General features: G+C 45.2%; 17 protein-coding genes and 1 riboswitch. All 17 genes read left to right on the top strand.

Features of this window, described 5'->3' with window-relative positions:
- The first annotated feature begins 13 nt into the window (after positions 1-13).
- The 17 genes from DESDE_RS19150 to DESDE_RS19070 all read left to right on the top strand — a co-directional run bounded on the left by DESDE_RS19150 (position 14) and on the right by DESDE_RS19070 (position 19,768).
- Positions 14-766 carry an exodeoxyribonuclease III gene (locus DESDE_RS19150; RefSeq protein WP_014795678.1) on the top strand — a complete coding sequence of 251 codons (753 nt, stop codon included), beginning with the start codon at positions 14-16 and terminating at the stop codon, positions 764-766.
- Between the two features lie 254 nt (positions 767-1,020).
- On the top strand, positions 1,021-1,686 hold the full coding sequence (locus DESDE_RS19145) for an amino acid ABC transporter permease (protein WP_014795677.1): 666 nt from the start codon (positions 1,021-1,023) through the stop codon (positions 1,684-1,686).
- Positions 1,667-2,344 carry an amino acid ABC transporter permease gene (locus tag DESDE_RS19140; protein WP_014795676.1) on the top strand — a complete coding sequence of 226 codons (678 nt, stop codon included), beginning with the start codon at positions 1,667-1,669 and terminating at the stop codon, positions 2,342-2,344. The genes DESDE_RS19145 and DESDE_RS19140 overlap by 20 nt, the downstream gene beginning before the upstream one ends.
- 10 nt (positions 2,345-2,354) lie before the next feature.
- Positions 2,355-3,104, top strand: a complete 750-nt coding sequence (locus DESDE_RS19135; RefSeq protein WP_014795675.1) for an amino acid ABC transporter ATP-binding protein — start codon at positions 2,355-2,357, stop codon at positions 3,102-3,104.
- Between the two features lie 34 nt (positions 3,105-3,138).
- Positions 3,139-4,014, top strand: coding sequence for a cysteine ABC transporter substrate-binding protein (locus tag DESDE_RS19130; RefSeq protein WP_014795674.1), 876 nt, complete (start codon positions 3,139-3,141; stop codon positions 4,012-4,014).
- Between the two features lie 902 nt (positions 4,015-4,916).
- Positions 4,917-5,023, top strand: a riboswitch (SAM riboswitch).
- Positions 5,024-5,099: 76 nt separating this feature from the next.
- Positions 5,100-6,023 carry a homoserine O-acetyltransferase MetA gene (gene metA, locus DESDE_RS19125; protein ID WP_014795673.1) on the top strand — a complete coding sequence of 308 codons (924 nt, stop codon included), beginning with the start codon at positions 5,100-5,102 and terminating at the stop codon, positions 6,021-6,023.
- Between the two features lie 69 nt (positions 6,024-6,092).
- Positions 6,093-6,683: an HDIG domain-containing metalloprotein gene (locus DESDE_RS19120; RefSeq protein WP_014795672.1), complete on the top strand. Its 591-nt coding sequence runs from the start codon at positions 6,093-6,095 to the stop codon at positions 6,681-6,683.
- Between the two features lie 498 nt (positions 6,684-7,181).
- Positions 7,182-8,264 (top strand): 3-phosphoserine/phosphohydroxythreonine transaminase, encoded by a 1,083-nt coding sequence (gene serC, locus DESDE_RS19115; RefSeq protein WP_014795671.1) that lies wholly within the window; start codon positions 7,182-7,184, stop codon positions 8,262-8,264.
- A 26-nt stretch (positions 8,265-8,290) separates the two neighbouring features.
- Positions 8,291-9,454: a phosphoglycerate dehydrogenase gene (locus DESDE_RS19110; RefSeq protein WP_014795670.1), complete on the top strand. Its 1,164-nt coding sequence runs from the start codon at positions 8,291-8,293 to the stop codon at positions 9,452-9,454.
- 30 nt (positions 9,455-9,484) lie between these two features.
- Positions 9,485-10,720, top strand: coding sequence for a DUF1015 domain-containing protein (locus DESDE_RS19105; RefSeq protein WP_014795669.1), 1,236 nt, complete (start codon positions 9,485-9,487; stop codon positions 10,718-10,720).
- A 192-nt stretch (positions 10,721-10,912) separates the two neighbouring features.
- Positions 10,913-11,569, top strand: coding sequence for a DUF1847 domain-containing protein (locus tag DESDE_RS19100; RefSeq protein WP_014795668.1), 657 nt, complete (start codon positions 10,913-10,915; stop codon positions 11,567-11,569).
- A 292-nt stretch (positions 11,570-11,861) separates the two neighbouring features.
- The gene (locus tag DESDE_RS19095; protein ID WP_014795667.1) at positions 11,862-13,088 is read left to right on the top strand and encodes a PucR family transcriptional regulator; all 1,227 of its coding nucleotides are present in this window, start codon (positions 11,862-11,864) and stop codon (positions 13,086-13,088) included.
- Positions 13,085-15,124 carry a molybdopterin-containing oxidoreductase family protein gene (locus DESDE_RS19090; protein WP_014795666.1) on the top strand — a complete coding sequence of 680 codons (2,040 nt, stop codon included), beginning with the start codon at positions 13,085-13,087 and terminating at the stop codon, positions 15,122-15,124. The genes DESDE_RS19095 and DESDE_RS19090 overlap by 4 nt, the downstream gene beginning before the upstream one ends.
- Positions 15,121-15,672 (top strand): 4Fe-4S dicluster domain-containing protein, encoded by a 552-nt coding sequence (locus DESDE_RS19085; RefSeq protein ID WP_014795665.1) that lies wholly within the window; start codon positions 15,121-15,123, stop codon positions 15,670-15,672. Before DESDE_RS19090 ends, DESDE_RS19085 begins: the two co-directional genes overlap by 4 nt.
- A 233-nt stretch (positions 15,673-15,905) precedes the next feature.
- Positions 15,906-16,610 (top strand): TorD/DmsD family molecular chaperone, encoded by a 705-nt coding sequence (locus tag DESDE_RS19080; RefSeq protein ID WP_014795664.1) that lies wholly within the window; start codon positions 15,906-15,908, stop codon positions 16,608-16,610.
- Between the two features lie 16 nt (positions 16,611-16,626).
- Positions 16,627-19,212 (top strand): molybdopterin-dependent oxidoreductase, encoded by a 2,586-nt coding sequence (locus DESDE_RS19075; RefSeq protein ID WP_014795663.1) that lies wholly within the window; start codon positions 16,627-16,629, stop codon positions 19,210-19,212.
- A 16-nt stretch (positions 19,213-19,228) separates the two neighbouring features.
- Positions 19,229-19,768 carry a DMSO/selenate family reductase complex B subunit gene (locus DESDE_RS19070; protein WP_014795662.1) on the top strand — a complete coding sequence of 180 codons (540 nt, stop codon included), beginning with the start codon at positions 19,229-19,231 and terminating at the stop codon, positions 19,766-19,768.
- Positions 19,769-19,771: the final 3 nt, after the last annotated feature.

Raw genomic sequence — 19,771 nt, 5'->3', positions numbered from 1 at the left:
AGGAGAGAATAAAATGAAATTAATATCATGGAATGTTAATGGCCTGCGGGCTTGTCTAAATAAGGGCTTTATGGACTTTTTTGAACAGGAACAAGCGGATATCTTTTGCCTGCAGGAAACCAAACTTCAGGAAGAACAGATTCCTTTCCAATTGGAGGGGTATTACGCCTATTGGAATTTTGCTCAGAAGAAAGGATATTCCGGTACCGCAGTCTTTACAAAAAATGAACCGCTGAGTGTGTCCTATGGAATCGGTAAAGAAGAACATGATCAAGAAGGGCGAGTCATTACCCTTGAATTTGAAACCTTCTACCTGGTTACCGTCTACGCCCCGAACTCTCAAAGAGGTCTGGCTCGTTTAGATTATCGCATGACCTGGGAAGAAGAGTTTCTCAGTTATCTTAAAAGCCTGGAAAAGTCTAAACCGGTGATCTTTTGCGGAGATCTTAATGTTGCCCATACGGAGATCGATCTCAAAAACCCCAAATCCAACCGTAAAAACGCCGGTTTCTCTGATGAAGAACGGGCAAAGTTCAGTGGACTTCTTAAGAATGGCTTTATCGATACCTTCCGCCATTTCTACCCGGATAAAACAGATTCCTACACTTGGTGGTCCTATATGTTCAATGCTCGAACCAATAATGCAGGGTGGCGTATTGATTATTTTTGCGTCTCTGAAAGCTTGAAGAATGAACTTAAGGATGCCCTAATCTACGACAAAATAATGGGTTCAGATCATTGCCCGGTGGGCTTGGAAATTTTCTAATATAAATTATTAAAATTTTCTCAGCCTCTAAGCACTTTGAGGCTAAATTAAACAAGAAAATAAGGAGCTGACATCTCGTGAACTTATCCAGGTTCAAAGATGTTAGCTCCTTTTGCTTATTTAAAGAAATTAGTTATTGACATAGCGGTAACTAAAATATATAATTCCGATATGTCATAGTAAATATATATGAATTATATGAATAGACTTAGGGTATAGAAGTCCAGCAGATTTGACTGAAAGAGAGAACGGCCATGAACTTAAATTGGGAATTTATTCTTCAAAATATCCCTTTATATGAGAAAGCGGCATGGCTTACCTTAAAGCTTGCTTTCTGGGGGACATTGTTTTCTTTGCTCCTTGGCCTTATCTGCAGTGTAATAATCTATTACCGTGTACCTTTTTTAAAAACTATTGTGGGAGTCTATATAGAGCTCTCCCGGAATACCCCTTTGCTAATCCAGCTCTACTTTCTCTATTTTGGGCTAACGAAGCTGGGGGTGACCTTAAGTGAGACTACTTGTGCAATTCTTGGTCTTTCCTTTTTAGGAGGCAGCTATATGGCTGAGGCTTTCCGCGGCGGTATGGAGGCGGTGAGCAAATCCCAGATTGAATCTGGCTTAAGCTTAGGGTTTTCACGGTGGCAATTGATTCGTTATGTAGTATTCCCTCAGGCTTTGTCTTTTAGTGTCCCGGCCCTTGGCGCTAATTGTATCTTCTTGCTGAAAGAAACTTCCGTCGTCGGGGCTATCGCCATCCTGGACCTTATGAATGTAACCAAGGACCTCATCGGGATGTATTACCAGACCATTGAATCTCTCTTTATGCTGGTTGTTTCTTACTTGATCATTCTTTTGCCCCTATCGTTTTTCCTGACTTGGCTGGAGAGGAAGGTGCGTTATGCAGAGTTCGGCCATTGAGATGATCTTTACCTCACAAAATATAATGCGCCTGCTGGAGGGATTGCTGGTGACGGCACGAATAGCCTTCATCGCCATCTTAATTTCCACCTTTACGGGAATCCTCTTTGGTCTTCTCATGACTATAAAATCGAGGATGATCAAAGGGCTCTGCCGCCTTTATCTAGAAACCTTCAGAATTATTCCCGTCCTTGTCTGGTTATTCATCGGTTATTTCGGAATTACCGCGGCCTTTAATATCCATCTGGAGGGTGAGGTCATAGCTATTATTGTCTTTATTCTCTGGGGAACGGCAGAAATGGGTGACATCGTTAGAGGGGCCTTAGAATCCTTGCCACGACATCAGAGTGACTCCGGTAAAGCCTTGGGTTTAAGCTTTTGGAAGCTTTACCGATATATTTTAATTCCCCAGGCTGTAAGACGAATGCTTCCCGCCACGATTAATTTGGCTACACGGATGGTCAAAACCACCTCGCTTGTGGTTCTCATCGGCGTAGTGGAAGTTCTCAAGGTCGGTCAACAAATCATAGAGAACGCTCGTTTCACGGTACCCACTGCCTCCTTCTGGATTTATGGATTTATTTTTATGTTGTACTTCACCATGTGTTATCCGTTATCTCGTTTTGCAAAGAAGCTGGAAGCGAAGTGGAGCAGTTAGGGGTGATTAAATGAGTGTAGAGAAAAAGGAAGTAGTGTTGGAAATCAAAGCGTTGCACAAGGAGTATGTTGGCAAACCTGTTCTCAATGAGATTAATCTCCAAGTCCAGAGGGGTGAGGTTATTGTGGTTTTAGGGCCTTCCGGATGCGGGAAAAGCACCTTGCTCCGATGTCTTAATGGTCTTGAACCCATTCAAGGGGGAGATATTCTGCTTTCAGGTCAAAGCCTCATAGGAAAAAATGTTGACTGGAAAAAAATCCGTCAGCAGATCGGTATGGTCTTCCAGAACTATGATCTTTTTCCCCATATGACGGTGCTTGAGAATATTCTTCTTGGCCCCACGAAAGTTCAGAACAGGGGTAGAAGCCAAGTGCTGGAGCAAGCCAAGGTCCTCTTGGAAAGAGTCGGGTTATATGATAGAATAAACGTTTTTCCAAGGGAGTTGTCCGGAGGTCAGAAGCAGAGAATCGCTATCGTCAGGGCCTTATGTATGAATCCCGAGATTATGCTTTTTGACGAAGTGACAGCATCCCTTGATCCGGAAATGGTTCGAGAAGTTCTTGATGTTATGCTGGGTTTGGCCAAACAAGGAATGACCATGATTATCGTCACTCATGAAATGGGTTTCGCCCAGGCTGTGGCTGATCGAATCGTTTTCATGGATTCAGGTGATATTTGTGAGATTGCTGGACCTCAGGAGTTCTTTAATAATCCTCGCACGGATCGGGCTAGGCGATTTCTTAATATATTCCAATACTAGAGTACAAAAAAGCAAAGAAAGGTTGAGAGAAACGATGAAAAAGATGAAGAGATTATTGTCCCTCGCACTAGCAGGCGCTTTACTCCTTGGAGGGCTTGTGGGGTGCAGCCAAGCAGGAGCCAACCCAGCAAATAACTCAAATGGTACGTCCTCTGCAGGATCTTTAGAAGAGATTAAACAGCGTGGTACCTTAAGGATTGGAGTATTCAGCGACAAACCGCCTTTTGGGTATGTGGATTCCAATGGACAGAATCAAGGCTTTGACGTGGAAATTGCCAAGCGTTTTGCTAAAGACCTTTTGGGGGACGAATCCAAAGTGGAATTCGTATTGGTTGAGGCTGCCAACAGAGTCCCTTATCTCGAATCCAACAAGGTAGATATCATCATGGCTAATTTCACAGTCACGGAGGAAAGAAAGCAAAAGGTTGATTTTGCCAATCCTTACATGAAGGTTTCTCTAGGGCTCGTATCACCTGACGGGGCTCTGATTACCTCCATCGACCAGCTTAAAGGGAAGAAAGTTATTGTCAATAAAGGAACCACAGCTCAAGATTATTTAACCAAGAATCACCCTGACCTCGAACTTCTCAAGTATGATCAAAACACGGAAGCTTTTGAAGCTTTAAAAGATGGTCGAGGAGCCGCGTTAGCTCATGACAATACGGAAGTGCTTGCTTGGGCAAAATCTAATCCCGGCTTCACTGTAGGTGTACCTACTTTAGGCGGAACGGACACAATTGCTCCGGCAGTAAAGAAGGGCAACACCGAACTCTTAAACTGGATCAATCAAGAGTTGGAAGCGATTGGTAAAGAGGATTTTGTGGGGCAAGCTTATAAAAAGACTCTTCTCCCCGTGTACGGAGATGATGTAAAACCTGAAGAGTTAATTGTCGAAGGCGGAAAACTTTAGTAATAGAATAGGTCTAAGGATAATGAAGAGAAAGACGGTTCTCATCCTGCTTTTAGTTGGAGAGAGCCGTCTTCTAGTATGAAAAAGGCCCGGAAAGCTAGTTCTCCAGGATTTTGCTTTCGGCGTTCACTCCATAAGCTGCGCGGAGCAATCTAATCGCTCAAGACTTCCGCTGCGTCGGGTGCACCTGCGCCGCTAAGTATTCTCTGTGGTGAGGCGGCTTGGGCGAAACCCTCGCCCGGGTTTCGTGGCCAATTCGCTCCTCGAAAGCACTGCTTTCGCACTTGTTCTCAATGGCCGGTTGGAAACGTCCTGTTTCCAACCCGACTCCGCTGTAGTCTTTTCGCGAAGATTGCTACCCTGCTCGCTTAGAATCCGTTCTCTGCCTTAAAGCAAAATCCTTAGGCTGCTTTTCGGGTTTGAGGGGCGTGATGTGGGATAAGCTGCCTGATGACCTGAACAGCTTTTCATCATCTGCTGGTGCTGCCTCGCGGCATCGCCAGCCACCCTTAAAAAAACCCGGAAAAGAGTTGAAAAGACCCGCAAGTGTAGCTTTACGCACAAAAGGGAACGGCTTTAGCGGAAGAGCGACCGGGTCAACGAGGCTTTCTTAACGTAGCGAAGCCACCGGTTCACATGCAGAAAGCAGCGGGGTTTGGCGTAGCTGTTAAGAAAGCGAGTTGACCAGCTCTGGAGCTATAGAGTGAGCGTTGTGCGTAAAGCTACGCGACCCGAGCAAAAGCTTTTCCGCCTCTGCCCGTATGCCTACGACATGAAGGAATCTATTGTATTATATAGTGTGCTTCAATAATTTTGTTATAGAGCAGATTGACTTTAAAGAAAAGATATAATAATATAGTGCCAATGACGATTTTCATCGTCAGCAATTAAATACATCCCATTTCTTATCAAGAGTGGTGGAGGGACTGGCCCGATGAAACCCAGCAACCGGTATTCTGATGAATACAACGGTGCTAATTCCTGCGATGGAAGCATTGATAGATGAGAGAGGAACTTTTGGCGATGCCCTCTTTCTCGGAAAGAGGTTTTCTTTATTTTCCAAGTGTAATTGAAGGGAGAATACTATGCCGATTAATGTACCCGATGGCCTGCCTGCAGCAGAAATACTCACCAAAGAAGATGTCTTTATTATGGAAGAGAGGCGTGCCGAGCATCAGGACATTCGCCCTCTTAGCATTGTCATTCTAAATCTCATGCCCAATAAGATCGTGACGGAAACACAGATTCTTAGGCTCTTAGGGAATTCTCCTTTGCAAGTGGACATTACCCTTCTTTATCCGGAAACCCATCTCTCCAAGAATACCCCGGAAGAATACCTCATTAAGTATTATCAGACCTTTGACAGTATTAAAGATCAAAAATTTGACGGAATGATTATTACGGGTGCCCCCATTGAGCAGATGCCCTTTGAAGAGGTTGATTTTTGGCCGGAACTGCAGAAGATTATGGATTGGAGTAAGAGCAACGTCTTTTCCACGCTTTTCATTTGCTGGGGAGCCCAGGCGGGGCTTTATCACTTCTTTGGTGTTCCCAAGTATCCTTTACAAGCAAAAATGTTCGGCGTATTCCCTCATACCTTAAACTGCAAGGATATCCGTTTGCTCAGAGGCTTTGATGATGTCTTTTATGTTCCCCACTCCAGGCATACAGAGGTAAGAAAAGAAGATATTGTCAAGGTGCCGGAGTTGGAGATTCTTTCGGAATCTGAGGAGTCCGGAGTCTATCTCATCGGGACCAAGGGCGGTCGGCAGATTTTTGTTACAGGTCATTCCGAATACGATCCTCACACCCTAAAATCGGAGTATGATCGGGATATATCCCAAGGGCTACCCATCACTATTCCTCAGAACTACTATCCTGGGGATGATCCCATGAAGACCCCCATCGTCAAGTGGAGAGGTCATTCTAATTTGCTTTTTGCCAATTGGCTGAACTACTACGTCTATCAGGAAACACCCTATAACCTTGAAGAATTAGGCAATATCTAAGTTCTAGGTCTAATCATTCTATTGAGACTGTTAAGACCAACCATAAACTATGAGAAAGAAGGATGTCGGATGCTGGATTATACACGGGATAGAGAGGCTGCTTGGCAACTTCTCAATGACTATGTAAAAAGTGAGACCTTATTGCGTCACTCCATAACGGTGGAAGCTGTGATGCGCCATTTTGCCTCCCTTTATCAAGAAGATCCTGACCTTTGGGGAAATATCGGGTTATTGCATGATATCGACTTTGAGATGTACCCTGATCAACACTGTCGCAAAACCCGGGAGATCCTTACTCCCAAAGGATTGCCGGAGGAGTTCATCCGGGCTATTGAAAGCCATGGTTATGGTCTGGTCCATGATGTAGAACCCCGGGAGAACGTGGAAAAAGTTTTGTTTACCATCGATGAATTAACAGGCTTGGTCTCAGCCACAGCCTTGCTTCGTCCCAGCAAGAGCCTTCATGACCTGACCACCAAATCGGTCAAAAAGAAATGGAAGCAAAAAAGCTTCGCTGAGAATGTCAACAGGGAAGTCATTGAAGCCGGTGCCAACCGCCTGGGTAAGGACTTAAATGAAATCATCGAAGAGACCATTAATGGAATGCGCGCCATCGCGTCTGAGATCGGCTTAGAAGGCAATGTCGAAGCAGGGAAATAATTATTTTAGCCATAACACTTGACAAAAAGGCCTGTAATAGATTAGAATCATAACAGCGTAGATCTATAGTCCAACACGATGAAGGGACATCCGGTGCCGAATATGTGTAGAGAGCTGACGGTTGGTGCAAGTCAGTCATAGAAGCGAAGCGGATTCCATCCTGGAGTGGCCAATGATGAATTGTGACGGGTTCCGCCCGATATCGCGGACATAAGTTGGCCGATTACGGCAACATGGGTGGCAACGCGGGAATAACCTCTCGTCCCTGATTTGGGATGAGAGGTTTTATTTATTATCCGCGCCGCACTACCATAGTTTCTCCTTAACGACACGAAGGAGGAAGGTGGTAGGGCTTACTGCCCGTAAACCGTAAAGGCTGGAACTTGGGTGGCACCGCGGAATACCCGCCCCAAAGACTGGGGTGGGTTTTTATCTACCCTGGACAACCCAATATATGTTAACATTCATAAATATTTATAAATAAGGGGGATATTTCAAATGAAAAGAGTGTACAATTTTTCAGCAGGGCCGGCAGTATTGCCTGAAGAAGTTCTAAGAGAAGCCGCAGAGGAAATGCTGGATTACCAGGGAACGGGCATGTCCGTTATGGAGATGAGCCACCGTTCCAAGACGATTGAGGGGATGATGAATGAGGCCGCCCAGGACCTAAGAGAGTTGCTTAATATTCCTGAACATTATAAAATTCTCTTTCTTCAGGGAGGGGCGTCCCAACAGTTTGCCATGATTCCCATGAACCTTATGAAGAATCGGGTGGCGGATCATCTGAATACAGGACAGTGGGCCAAGAAAGCCATTTCCGAAGGAAAGCTGTACGGAAAGATTAATGTCATCGCTTCATCAGAGGACCAGAACTATTCCTATATTCCAGACCTTAAAGATTTAAAATTCTCCGAGGATGCGGACTATGTCTACATCTGCCACAACAATACCATCTTTGGAACCAAGTTTAATAAACTTCCTGATGTGGGGGATAAACCCTTGATTGCCGATATGTCCTCGAATTTTCTATCTGAACCCATTGATGTTACAAAATATGGACTTATTTTTGCCGGAGCCCAAAAGAATGTGGGTCCTGCCGGGGTCGTGATTGTCATTATTCGTGAGGACCTCATCACGGAGGATGTTTTGCCGGGGACCCCCACGATGCTCAAATATAAAGTCCATTTCGATAACAACTCCGCCTATAATACACCGCCGGTCTATGGAATATATATCTGCGGTAAAGTGTTCAAATGGCTCAAAAAACTGGGCGGACTGGAGGCTATGAAAAAGATTAACGAGGAAAAGGCTGCCATCCTTTATGATTACTTGGATGCCAGTGACATGTTTAAAGGAACTGTGGTGAAAAAGGATCGCTCCTTAATGAATGTTCCCTTCGTGACAGGCTCTGAGGAGTTGGATGCCAAGTTTATCAAAGAAGCCAAGGCCGCAGGTTTTGAGAACCTTAAAGGCTATCGTACAGTGGGAGGGATGAGGGCCAGCATTTACAATGCCATGCCGATCCAAGGGGTCAAGGATTTAGTGGAGTTTATGAAAAAGTTTGAAGCAGAAAATAAGTAAGAATTATAAAAAGAGGAGTGTTTTTAATGTTTAAAATCAATTGCCTGAATAATATTTCCGAAGCGGGATTAAAGCTTTTTACCGATCACTATATTAATGTAGACCGTTACGAAGATGCTAACGGTATCCTTGTCCGCAGTACCTCTATGCACGATCTGGAATTACCTCCTGATATTGAGGCCATTGCTCGAGCTGGAGCTGGAGTCAATAACATCCCCTTGGATAAATGCGCTGAAAAAGGAATCGTCGTCTTTAACACCCCTGGTGCCAATGCCAATGGGGTAAAGGAGATGGTGATTGCCACCATGATTATGGCTGCCCGGAATCTTGTGGGAGGAGTTAACTGGGTTAGCTCCTGTCAGACGGATCCCGAAGTTGCCAAACTGGTTGAAAAGAATAAAGCTAAATTTGCCGGAACAGAAATCAAAGGCAAGAAGCTGGGAGTCATAGGCTTAGGTGCCATCGGCGTCTTGGTAGCCAATGCCGCCAATAAAATGGAAATGGATGTTTGCGGTTATGACCCCTATATTTCTGTTGAACATGCCTGGAAGCTGTCTAAATATATTAAACCCATCAAAAGTGTAGAAGACATTTATCGGGAATGTGATTTCATTACCATCCATGTCCCCTTAACCGATTCCAACCGTGGAATGCTCAATAAACAAGCTTTTGAGCAAATGAAAGACGGCGTGATTATCCTGAATTTCTCCAGGGATACCCTGGTGGATGAAGATGCTTTGCTTGAAGCTCTCGGCACAGGAAAGGTTGCCAAATATGTGACAGACTTCCCTAACCCAAAAGTCTGCGGAGTGGAAGGGGTTATTGCCATTCCTCATCTAGGAGCATCCACAGCGGAATCCGAAGAAAACTGTGCGGTCATGGCTGTAGAGCAGATGATGAATTACCTTGAGCATGGCAATATCAAGAATTCTGTCAATTTCCCCAATTGTGATATGGGAGTATGCACCCAAGCCGGGCGGATTGCCATCAATCATAAAAACGTCCCCAATATGCTAGGTCAATTCACCTCTACCTTAGCCAAAGAAAATGTCAATATCTCGGACTTAATGAACAAAAGCAAAGGGTCCTATGCCTATACCCTTATCGATATCGAAACTCCGGCCGGTCCAGAGATGATTGCCAAACTCAGAGAAATTGACGGCGTACTGAGAGTCCGCGTCATAAAATAAGCTGAATTCAATTCAAGAGGAGGGAATACTTTGGCAAGGATTAGACCCTTTCAAGCCATAAGACCCAGGGAAGATGTAGCAAGGAAAGTAGCTGCCCTCCCTTATGATGTATACAACCGCGAAGAGGCCCTTGAAGAAATAAAAAAAGAACCCCTGTCTTTTTTAAAGGTGGATCGTCCGGAGACTCACTTTCCTGAGGATTTCAATCCTTACGATCCTGAGGTCTATAAAAAGGCCAGAGAAATTTTGCAGGAAATGATTCAAGAGGGGATTTTTATCCGGGAAACCAAACCCTGTTACTATATCTATGAGCTTACTATGGACGGAAGAGCTCAAACCGGCTTGGTGGGTTGCGCCGCAATTGATGATTATCTTCAAGATGTGATTAAAAAGCATGAATTGACCAGGGAAGATAAAGAGCTTGACCGTATTAATCATGTGGATGTGTGCAATGCCCAGACGGGCCCGATCTTTTTAACCTACCGCTCGCAAGCAAGTATTAATGAAGTGATTGAAAAAGTGAAACAGAAAACTCCTCTCTATGATTTTATGGCATCAGATGGAGTAAGGCATGTCGTTTGGGTTATCTCGGAGGACCGGGATTTGGAGAAGATTACTTCAGGATTTGCCGGAATTCAAAGCATCTATATTGCCGATGGACATCATCGTACCGCTTCTGCCGTTAAGGTGGGGCTGAAACGAAGAGAAGAGCATCCCAACTATACGGGTCAAGAGGAGTTTAATTTCTTCCTTTCTGTGCTCTTTCCAGACGATCAGTTGTTGATCTTGGACTATAATCGAGTGGTGAAAGATCTTAATGGTTTGAGCAAGGCCGAATTTTTGGAAGAAATTAAAAGGGGCTTTGAATTGGAGGAAAAAGGAAATACCCCTTATAAACCTGAGGAGAAGGCTACCTTTGGCATGGCGCTGGAAGGGACTTGGTATAAGCTGAGGGCTCGGGAAGAGATTCGTTCAACGGATCCTGTAGAAGGGCTGGATGTATCCTTGCTGCAGAATCACCTCTTAACGCCGATTCTGCAGATTATGGATATCCGTACAGATAAACGCATTGACTTTGTGGGCGGAATCCGTGGTTTACAGGAACTTGAAAAAAGAACCAACAGCGATATGAAATGTGCCTTTTCTCTATACCCTACCTCTATTCAAGAGCTTTTTGCAGTATCTGATGCGGGGCGACTGATGCCGCCCAAATCCACTTGGTTTGAACCTAAGCTGCGTAGCGGATTGTTTATTCACGAACTGTGAAGCAAGGAGAAGACTCGTTTGTTCCTTCACTATCCGAGGAATGAGAAAGCAGGGAGAAAAGCTCCCTGCTTTTCTACGTCTGAATCTCCTTGAGTTTTAAGATTTAAGATCTTACAATTGTAATGAGTGGTTATATCCCTATGTTCAAGGGCATATAAGCAAATTATAAGCAAATAGAGAAGGAGAATGGTAATGAATCAAGAGGATAAGAAGTTAAGCTGCACGGATTGTGCGCTCTTAAATTGCCATAAAAGAGACAAGACCTTTCCTCAATTCTGCTTAACAACCCATACTTCTGAAGAAACCGTAGAAGAGATTAATGAGTTATACCGTAAGGATGACCTTGTTTCCAAACTTTCCAATGCGGCAGCTGAAATCGAAGGGACCTATTATGGTAAACTCACTCGAGTAGAGGAAATAATAGCCTTTGCTAAACGAATCGGGGCTAAAAAGGTTGGTATTGCTACCTGTGTGGGATTAATGAGCGAGGCAAAAACCTTTGCCAAAATTCTTAGTGCCAAGGGGCTTGAAAGCTATGGTATCATTTGTAAAGTAGGTGCAGTCGACAAGACTCAAGTAGGAGTGCCAGAAGAGCTCAAGGTCAACAAGGGATGCCATGAATCCTTATGCAACCCTGTCCTTCAAGCCACTCTCCTCAATGAGGAAAAGACCCATCTCAATGTGATAGTAGGGCTATGCGTGGGGCATGATTCCTTATTTATTAAATACTCCGAGGCTCCTGTTACCACGCTTATCACGAAAGATAGAGTGTTGGGCCATAATCCGGCTGCGGCTTTATATACCAGCAGTTTTTACTATAGAAGATTACTTCAAGAAGGGGATATCTAAGTCAATACTGGCTCCATATAAAACTGGAAACCGATTCATAGAGCAAATTTACACCGATGAGTGATTTAAACCACATATTAAGTAAGAAAAATTGTGTATCCTAAAGGAGAGGCGCTAACTATCCCAAAGATAGTGATCGTCCCTCCTTTTTTGTATTTAGTATCAAGAAGGATTACAATGAGTAGATAGGTGAAGGCTTTGGAATATTGCCAGGATAACGTATAATGCTCATAACGTATGGATAAATAATCTTACAAAATGGACATATAAAGTTCTAGGGAGGAGGAAGATTATGAATGTCGAGGAATCCTTGCAGCTTCAGAACGAGCTATTGAATAAGCTGGTTCATGGTGGTGGTCTTAAAGAACTTGTAGACAGCACTTCCCACTTTGTCCGTAGAGAAGTTATGATCGCAAGCACTTCACATAGGGTTTTGGAGTCCTCCTTAACCGATGAGGAATTTGGTCAAGGGAAGTTCTTCGAGGTTTTACCTCTTAATCCTCCTAGTCCCGGACGAGTCCAGATCCAGGCAGGGGAGACGAGAATGGACGCTCTTGCCATTGAACTTAGCCATGCCTCCAAGCGTTTAGGCTTTCTCTATCTATGTGATCCGGGACCTGACGAGGACAACCGGCTTAAAGTACTGATTCACCAAGCTCGCAATATCTTTGTCCTGGAACTGCAAAAGGAAGCGGAACTTTTGGACAACAGCCGAAATTATCAGGATGCCTTTCTTTTTGATCTGCTCTATGGAAACATAGAAGATAATAATGATATTATTGCCAGAGCAAAGCTATGGGGCTGGGATCTGAGCCTGCCTCATGTGGTCACAGTCTTTGAACTGGAGGACTATGAGTCCTATTCTCAGGATCACTATCTTGTCACCACCCTGCATGATAGTATTCAATCCGTAGTTCAGCCTCTGGATAACGCCGTGATTCTCATGGAAAAAAACGAAGAAGTCATTTTAGCTTTGCCTATTGAAAGTGGGAAGCGCCGTGATTTTAAAGCGTATCTGAATATGATCATCAATCAAGTACTGGCTCAAACGGAGGAACGCCTGGCACCTCGAGTGATTCGGGTGGGTGTCGGTAGAAGATATGAGCAGCCATCAGAATTATTCCGAAGCTATCAGGAGGCCAAGGTGGCCGTTAAGCTTAGTGTTCTCCTCAAAGGGAAAGGCCCCACCGTTTATTTCCGGGAACTGGGAGTAGAAAGAATACTTTATAGCCATGATAAACAGGAATTATTAGAGTTTTATCGCGAGATGTTAGCTGAGTTAGAATCTCAGGACAAACAAAAAAATGAATTGACAGAAACTCTTGAGAACTATCTTACCTATCATTGCGATTTGAAAGCTACGGCCAATGCCCTTTTCCTTCATCCCAACTCCCTTCGCTATCGGCTCAAACGAATCGAGGAAATTTTAGACATGGATCTTGAGGATTTTGATACCAGAGTGTCCTTGGTTATTGCCTTTAAAATTAAGTACCTGGTCGATTTTAAGGAGAAATTATGAACACTGATCGGCAAATTTTCCATAATGTCTGCCCGCGCAATTGCTATGAGACTTGCGGGATTCTCTCCACTGTGGAAAACGGAAAACTTATTAAAGTTGAGGGAAATCCCAAGCATGGTTATACCCATGGTCGACTATGTGCTAAGGGCTATGCCTACACGGAATATGTATACAGCCCTCAGCGCCTAAAGTATCCCCTCCGCCAGTTCCCCAGAGGTTCAGGGAATTGGCAGCGCATAAGCTGGAGCGAAGCCTTGGAGACCATCGCCTTAAAAATCATTGAACTTCACGACCGCTATGGTTCTAACCTCGCCAGTGGCTATGACAAATACTCCGGCAACCTGGGAATTCTTCATTATGCCACAGAGGGAATGTTCAGAGGATTAGGATCTCACACCAAGATCCATGGTGATTTATGCTTGTCGGCTGGAGGAGATGCTTTAAACTATAACCGAGGTCAAGGGGCGCTTTGCGATCCGGAAGATATGGCAAAGGCCAAGGGAATCGTCCTCTGGGGAGTTAACCCTGCCCGCACCGCTGTTCATCAGTGGAGCTTTATCAATCGTGCCAGGGATAAAGGGGCTAAGCTTTTAGTCATCGACACCTTATTCACCCCAACGGCGGCGCAAGGGGATATTTACCTTCAGATCCAGCCGGGTACTGATGGGCTGTTGGCCATGGCCGTTCTCAAATATATATGGCAAGAGAGCCGTTTGGACCTGGACTTTATTCAAAGGCATGTTCATGGCTGGGAAGCTTTTGAAAGCTATCTTCGGGACGAGGTCTCCCTTGAAGAAGCCAGTGCCATAACGGGAGTACCTCTTGAGGGAATAAAAGATTTGGCTGAAATGTATCTGGAATCACCCTGTGCTACCTGGGTAGGTTTTGGTGTTCAGCGTTATTCCAATGGCGGACAGAGTGTACGAGGAATCGATGCCTTAGTCACTCTTACTAAGAATCAGCACCAACAAGGCGGCGGATTATACTACTACAATTGGCTCGATATTTTTCCTTTCAATATTAAAAACTTTCCCCTCCCCCCAGAGCAGGAAAAGGCACCGGTACGAAGTCTCAATATTATTCATTTTGCTCAAGAGGCTTTAGCTTTGAAGGATCCTCCGCTAAAGCTCCTCTGGTTGGCAAGCCATAATCCTTTCAGCCAAGGGCAAAATCTTCAACATTGGCGAAAACTTGTAAGTCAATTGGAACTCATCGTTGTGGTAGATTTGTTCATGAATGAAACCACGGCCCAAGCAGATATCGTTTTGCCTGCTGCCAGTCCTTTTGAAGAGTATGATTTGCATAGCAGCTACTGGCATCAGTGGATTGCCATCAATCAAAAGGCTATCCCGCCATTTTACGAAGCACGCAGTGACCTGGAGATCGCTCGTAATTTGACTCAAGTCTTGAATGGGCTCCGGCCAGACTTCTCCAGCTTTCCTTGGCAATTAAGTGCCTTGGACTGGATTAAGGCAGAGCTGACACCAGAGATCCTTAAACAGCTGGAGATTGACAATTGGGAAGAGCTTCTTCAAGGTCCCCGCAAATATAAACTAAAGGGAGTCTCCCGGGAAGTCCAAGGCTATCCTACGGAGACCGGGAAATTCCAGCTGATGTCGAGAGGTGCTAAAGAAAACCAATTGCCCGCATTGGTGCGTTTTAAAGAACAGAGAATTGAATCTCCCTATCCTTTGCGTTTACTCACTCCCCAAAGCCTGTTAAGGCTTCATTCTCAATATCGTGAGCTCAGCTGGCTGAACCTTGAACAAGAGATGGATGCAGTGGAGCTTAACCCTCAAGATGCAGAGCAACGGAATCTTAAAGAAAAAGATCATGTCATAGTGCTTAACGATCGTGGATCCTGTTTTCGAAGAGTGGAGATTAACCCCTACATCCCTCAAGGAGTCGTGGTTATGGCTCAAGGTGATACCACCAACCAACTACTGGCCGGTCAAAATACGGATATGGGGATTCATACAACCGGAGCCCGAGGGGCAGCTTTTTATGATTCTTGGGTAGAGGTGAAAAAGAAATGACGAAGATCAACGCCAAAGGGTTTCTGTTTAATGTGGATCGCTGCATAGGCTGCCATTCTTGTGTTCTCGCCTGCAAAAATGAAAACAAAACAGCGGCGGCGGTATCCTGGCGCAGAGTCACTGACAATGGAGGAGAAGGGCGCTATCTCTCTATTTCCTGTAATCATTGCTCAAGTCCGGAGTGCTTTCGTGTCTGTCCAGAGCATGCTTATATAAAAAGAAGGGATGGGATCGTTCTCATCGATTCTAATCGCTGTGCAGGCTGTCAGACCTGTGTGGGAGCCTGTCCTTATAAGGCGCCACAGTTTGACCACGCAGCCAACAGAACTGGTAAATGCAATTACTGCATTGACCGACAAAAGGCAGGCCTGCTTCCAGCTTGTGTAACCGCATGCCCTACAGGAGCTCTTCAAGTTCATGATTTCAATAAGTATGGTGAGAAGGGTACAGTCCCGACAGTAGAAGGATTTCCGGATATCCGGCTCACTAAGCCATCCATTCGCTTTTATCCTCCCAAAGAAAAAAAGAGATATTGGATTAACAATTAAGCTGGAAACAATCGAGTTAGGGGCTGTAGTCAATGAAATGATTAATTTCTTGACTACAGCTTTTTACATTGCTAGGTTTTCATGCGGCCTTGTGCATTAGTAACAGCTAGAAAAGTTCTTGTATTTGTATTGATTCTAAAAGTTCAAAGAAAATACAAAAAATATGTCGTGATTTTTGTAACTTTGTACAAATCGATTTCTGGGATAATGAGAGTGTAAAGGGGGGTGAAAAAATGAACAATAACAAAAGTATTTTACAAATTGAACCCTTACTTGAAACCCGAGTTATCATTTATGATCTGTTAAGAAGAGCTTTTCTGCAAGAACCCACTCCTGAATTTCTCGCATTCATAAATGACAGGAGTTTATTTGAGAACTTTCCTTTTCAGGAGGAACAGAAAGACATCGCGGAAGGTGCAGCGCAAATTCTTGCGTTGATTTATGAGAAGGATTTAACAAGCCTGGAGGTTTTTGATTCCTTGCATTGGGATTATACACGAATGTTCATCGGCCCCGACCGGCTCCCTGCCCCACTGTGGGAATCAGCTTACTTGAGCAAAGAACGGCTCCTTTTTCAAGAGCGAACTCTCCAAGTTCGGCAGGCTTATCTCAAATACCATTTTCTTCCCAGGAATTTTATGCAAGAGGCTGATGACCACCTTGGTTTGGAGCTGGACTTTATGTATCAGCTTACTTTGCAAGCTCAGGAAGCTATGAATGAAGAAAATATGGAGAAGCTGCAACAGATCTTTACCGATCAAAAAGATTTCTTAGAAAACCACTTGCTGCAGTGGGTTCCCGAATTGACCCTTAAGATAAGGGAAAATGCCCAATCCAGTTTTTATCCTGGAATCGCTAAGGTTCTCAAAGGATTTCTGACTCTTGATCTGGAGGCTCTTGAAGAGCTTATAGATAGTACCCAGTGTTCTGTTAAATAATTTGGAGGTGAAAAAGGTGGCTAATCTCATTGAAAAAGCAAAAAATTATACAATGAACAGAAGACGTTTTCTGGGATGGACAGCAACTGTTACAGCCGGAGCGGCAGCAGCAGTGACCCTTCCAGGGTGCGGATTGACTACCGTAGATTCCACCACAGCTTCAGCTAATCTGGCTGGAAAAGAAGGAGAATGGATGCCTGTAGCCTGTTGGCATAACTGTGGAGGGCGTTGCTCCAACAAAGCTTATGTGGTAGATGGTGTTGTGGTTCGTCAAAAAACCGATGATACCCATCACGATACTCCTGACTACCCACAACAAAGAGGATGTAACCGTGGACGCTCCCAAAGAATGCAGGTATTCGGAGTGGATCGCCTTAAGTACCCCATGAAGCGGAAGAATTGGGAGCCTGGCGGCGGCAAAAAAGAGCTCCGTGGCCGGGACGAATGGGTCCGCATTTCCTGGGATGAAGCTTATGAAATCGTCGCCAGTGAAATCAACCGTATTAAAGATCAGTACGGCAATCGTGGCATATTTGCTTCCAATGCCGGTGATTTCGGCCGACTCCTTTCCTTAGCCGGAGGGTATATTGGTTCCTGGGGAACCAGCTCCTGGGGATCCTGGCGTTGGGGCCCTGAAAAATTCGGTATGGCTGAAGGGTTTTTTGAGCAAAGCATCAACGACCGGATGGATCTGCGCAACTCTGAGCTGATCGTCATCGTAGGCGGAAACTCCTCCTGGAGTGCCGCTGGAAATCCCACCTATCATTATCTTCAGGCCAAAAAGGCAGGAGCAGAGTTTGTTTTCATCGATCCTATCTACTCCGATACCGTGGAATTGCTGGATGCTGAGTGGCTTCCTATTATGCCCAGCACAGACCATGCGATGTTCCTGGGAATGGCCTATACCCTGCTGAAAGAGGATAATCCCACCACCAATCCATTGGTTGACTGGGAGTTCTTAAATAAGTATACCGTAGGTTTTGACAGTGATCATATGCCGGAGGGTGCGGATCCCAAAGAGAACTTTAAGGATTATGTCCTCGGCACCTATGACAACACACCGAAAACCCCGGAATGGGCAGCAGAACTTTGCGGAGTACCTGCTGAGAAAATCCGCGACTTAGCATTAAAGATTGCCAAAAAAGATCGTGTGGCCCTCTTCACAGCTTGGGGCCCGGCTCGTACCCATAATTCTGACTCCTGGCCGCAAATGTTCATGACCTTCGGTGCCATGACCGGCAACATGGGCAGATCCGGCGCTATGACCGGAGTAAGCTGCCACTATGCTACAGCCAATGGCGGCCCCAGTCTTGTTCCTCCCGGAGCTAACGGACTTCCCCCCGTGGCCAACCCCATTAAGGAAACCATTAACGACAATGAAATGTGGCTGGCCATCCTTGATGGACATTATGTGGCAGGAAAAGGTGATGTCCGGGATGTTAATATTCAAATGATCTACCATGGCCCGGAAGCCCATCTCCAAACCCGTTCTGGACAAACCAAGGGAATTGAAGCTCACCGTCATGTAGAGTTTGTTCTTTCCACCAGCCATTTCTTAACCACCAACAGTAAGTTTGCCGATATAGTGCTCCCAGTGACAACGGAATGGGAAAAGGTCGGCGGTTTTGGCAGCTTCATCAACCGGGAGGCTCTCGTTTTCTGGCGTCAAGTTACCGAGCCCCTCTATGAAGCTAAAAGCGATATTCGTATTGCTTACGAATTAGCTGAGAAAATGGGCTTGGATGCCAAAAAGGTTCTGCCCATCGACGAAAAACAAATGTTCTACAACCAAATCGCCGGAGCTAAGGTGATTGGTGCCGATGGCAAGACCATGGAGACTTTGGTGACCTTGACCGAAGCCGATATCAAAGAAATTGGTGCCACAGGAACTCCCCAACAGGGCCGCATCTCCTATCAGGAGCTGAAGACTAAAGGGGTTTACCAGGTGGAGCGCAAGCCCGGAGATAATTTTGGTTTCATCGCTTATGAAGACTTTGTCAAAGACCCTGTGGCCAATCCTCTTAAAACGGCCAGCGGTAAACTGGAAATTCACTGTCAGGATTTGGTTGACTTCGTCAACGGCAAAGGTTTCACTGAAATCCGCCCCATTCCCACCTACAATCCGGCAGTGGAAGGCTATGAAGCAACCTACAAAGACTTCAAGAATAAAGTCAAAGGGGATTATCCTCTGCAAGTGATTAATCCTCACTACCTGAGACGTTCCCACAGTATCTTCGATAATGTATCCTGGCTGAGAGAAGCATGGCCCAACCCTGTATTCCTTGCGGCTAAAGATGCGGAAGAACGGGGCATTAAAGAAGGGGACACCGTCCTCATCTTCAGCAGTCATGGTAAAACCTTACGTCCTGCCCATATCGTCGAATGGATTGCCCCGGGAGTAGTCGGTCTGCCCCATGGAACATGGGTAGAAATCGATGAAAAGACTCAAGTGGATAAAGCGGGATCGGATAATATCCTCACCGGACCTATTCCCACCGGACAAGGAATCGGTGCTTGGAACTCCACCATTTGCCAAGTAGAAAAATGGAACGGAGAACCTTTGGAAGAAGACGTAAAATGGCCCCATCGGATCGTTTTATAGAAAGGAGTGAGTGATCTTGGCACAAAAAGGATTTTACTACGACCAAACTACCTGTATCGGCTGCAAAGGCTGTCAAGTAGCCTGTAAAGATAAAAACGACTCAGCCATAGGCGTGATTTATCGTCGGGTCTATGATGTCGAGACCGGAAAATTCCCCAATCCTCGTCGCCTCCATTTCTCCATCAGCTGCAACCATTGTGAGGAGCCCAAGTGTGTAGCTAACTGCCCCACAGGTGCCTTGGAAAAGCGCAAAGCGGATGGTATCGTCATTCATCACTATGATAAATGCATCGGCTGCCGCCTTTGTACCTGGTCCTGTCCTTACGGCGCTCCCCAATATAGGGAAGAAGAAGGAAAGGTCGGTAAATGCGATATGTGTGCTGACCTGTTGGCTAAAGGAGAAAACCCCGCTTGTGTGGATGCTTGCGTCATGAGATGCCTTGACTATGGAGATATTGATGAACTCCGCCAAAAGCACGGCCAAAATGCCGATGCTCCCGCACTGCCAAGCTCCAAGACGACCAAGCCCAATATCGTGATTAACGTTAAGTCTTAGGAA

This window comes from Desulfitobacterium dehalogenans ATCC 51507, assembly GCF_000243155.2.
Classification (GTDB): Bacteria; Bacillota; Desulfitobacteriia; order Desulfitobacteriales; family Desulfitobacteriaceae; genus Desulfitobacterium; species Desulfitobacterium dehalogenans.
This window is presented reverse-complemented; position numbering and strand designations above follow the sequence as displayed.

Bases quoted from the DNA above. Each gene is read 5' to 3' on its own strand.
- DESDE_RS19150 (WP_014795678.1), top strand. From the start codon at position 14: ATGAAATTAATATCATGGAATGTTAATGGCCTGCGGGCTTGTCTAAAT.
- DESDE_RS19145 (WP_014795677.1), top strand. From the start codon at position 1,021: ATGAACTTAAATTGGGAATTTATTCTTCAAAATATCCCTTTATATGAG.
- DESDE_RS19140 (WP_014795676.1), top strand. From the start codon at position 1,667: ATGCAGAGTTCGGCCATTGAGATGATCTTTACCTCACAAAATATAATG.
- DESDE_RS19135 (WP_014795675.1), top strand. From the start codon at position 2,355: ATGAGTGTAGAGAAAAAGGAAGTAGTGTTGGAAATCAAAGCGTTGCAC.
- DESDE_RS19130 (WP_014795674.1), top strand. From the start codon at position 3,139: ATGAAAAAGATGAAGAGATTATTGTCCCTCGCACTAGCAGGCGCTTTA.
- metA (WP_014795673.1), top strand. From the start codon at position 5,100: ATGCCGATTAATGTACCCGATGGCCTGCCTGCAGCAGAAATACTCACC.
- DESDE_RS19120 (WP_014795672.1), top strand. From the start codon at position 6,093: ATGCTGGATTATACACGGGATAGAGAGGCTGCTTGGCAACTTCTCAAT.
- serC (WP_014795671.1), top strand. From the start codon at position 7,182: ATGAAAAGAGTGTACAATTTTTCAGCAGGGCCGGCAGTATTGCCTGAA.
- DESDE_RS19110 (WP_014795670.1), top strand. From the start codon at position 8,291: ATGTTTAAAATCAATTGCCTGAATAATATTTCCGAAGCGGGATTAAAG.
- DESDE_RS19100 (WP_014795668.1), top strand. From the start codon at position 10,913: ATGAATCAAGAGGATAAGAAGTTAAGCTGCACGGATTGTGCGCTCTTA.
- DESDE_RS19095 (WP_014795667.1), top strand. From the start codon at position 11,862: ATGAATGTCGAGGAATCCTTGCAGCTTCAGAACGAGCTATTGAATAAG.
- DESDE_RS19090 (WP_014795666.1), top strand. From the start codon at position 13,085: ATGAACACTGATCGGCAAATTTTCCATAATGTCTGCCCGCGCAATTGC.
- DESDE_RS19085 (WP_014795665.1), top strand. From the start codon at position 15,121: ATGACGAAGATCAACGCCAAAGGGTTTCTGTTTAATGTGGATCGCTGC.
- DESDE_RS19080 (WP_014795664.1), top strand. From the start codon at position 15,906: ATGAACAATAACAAAAGTATTTTACAAATTGAACCCTTACTTGAAACC.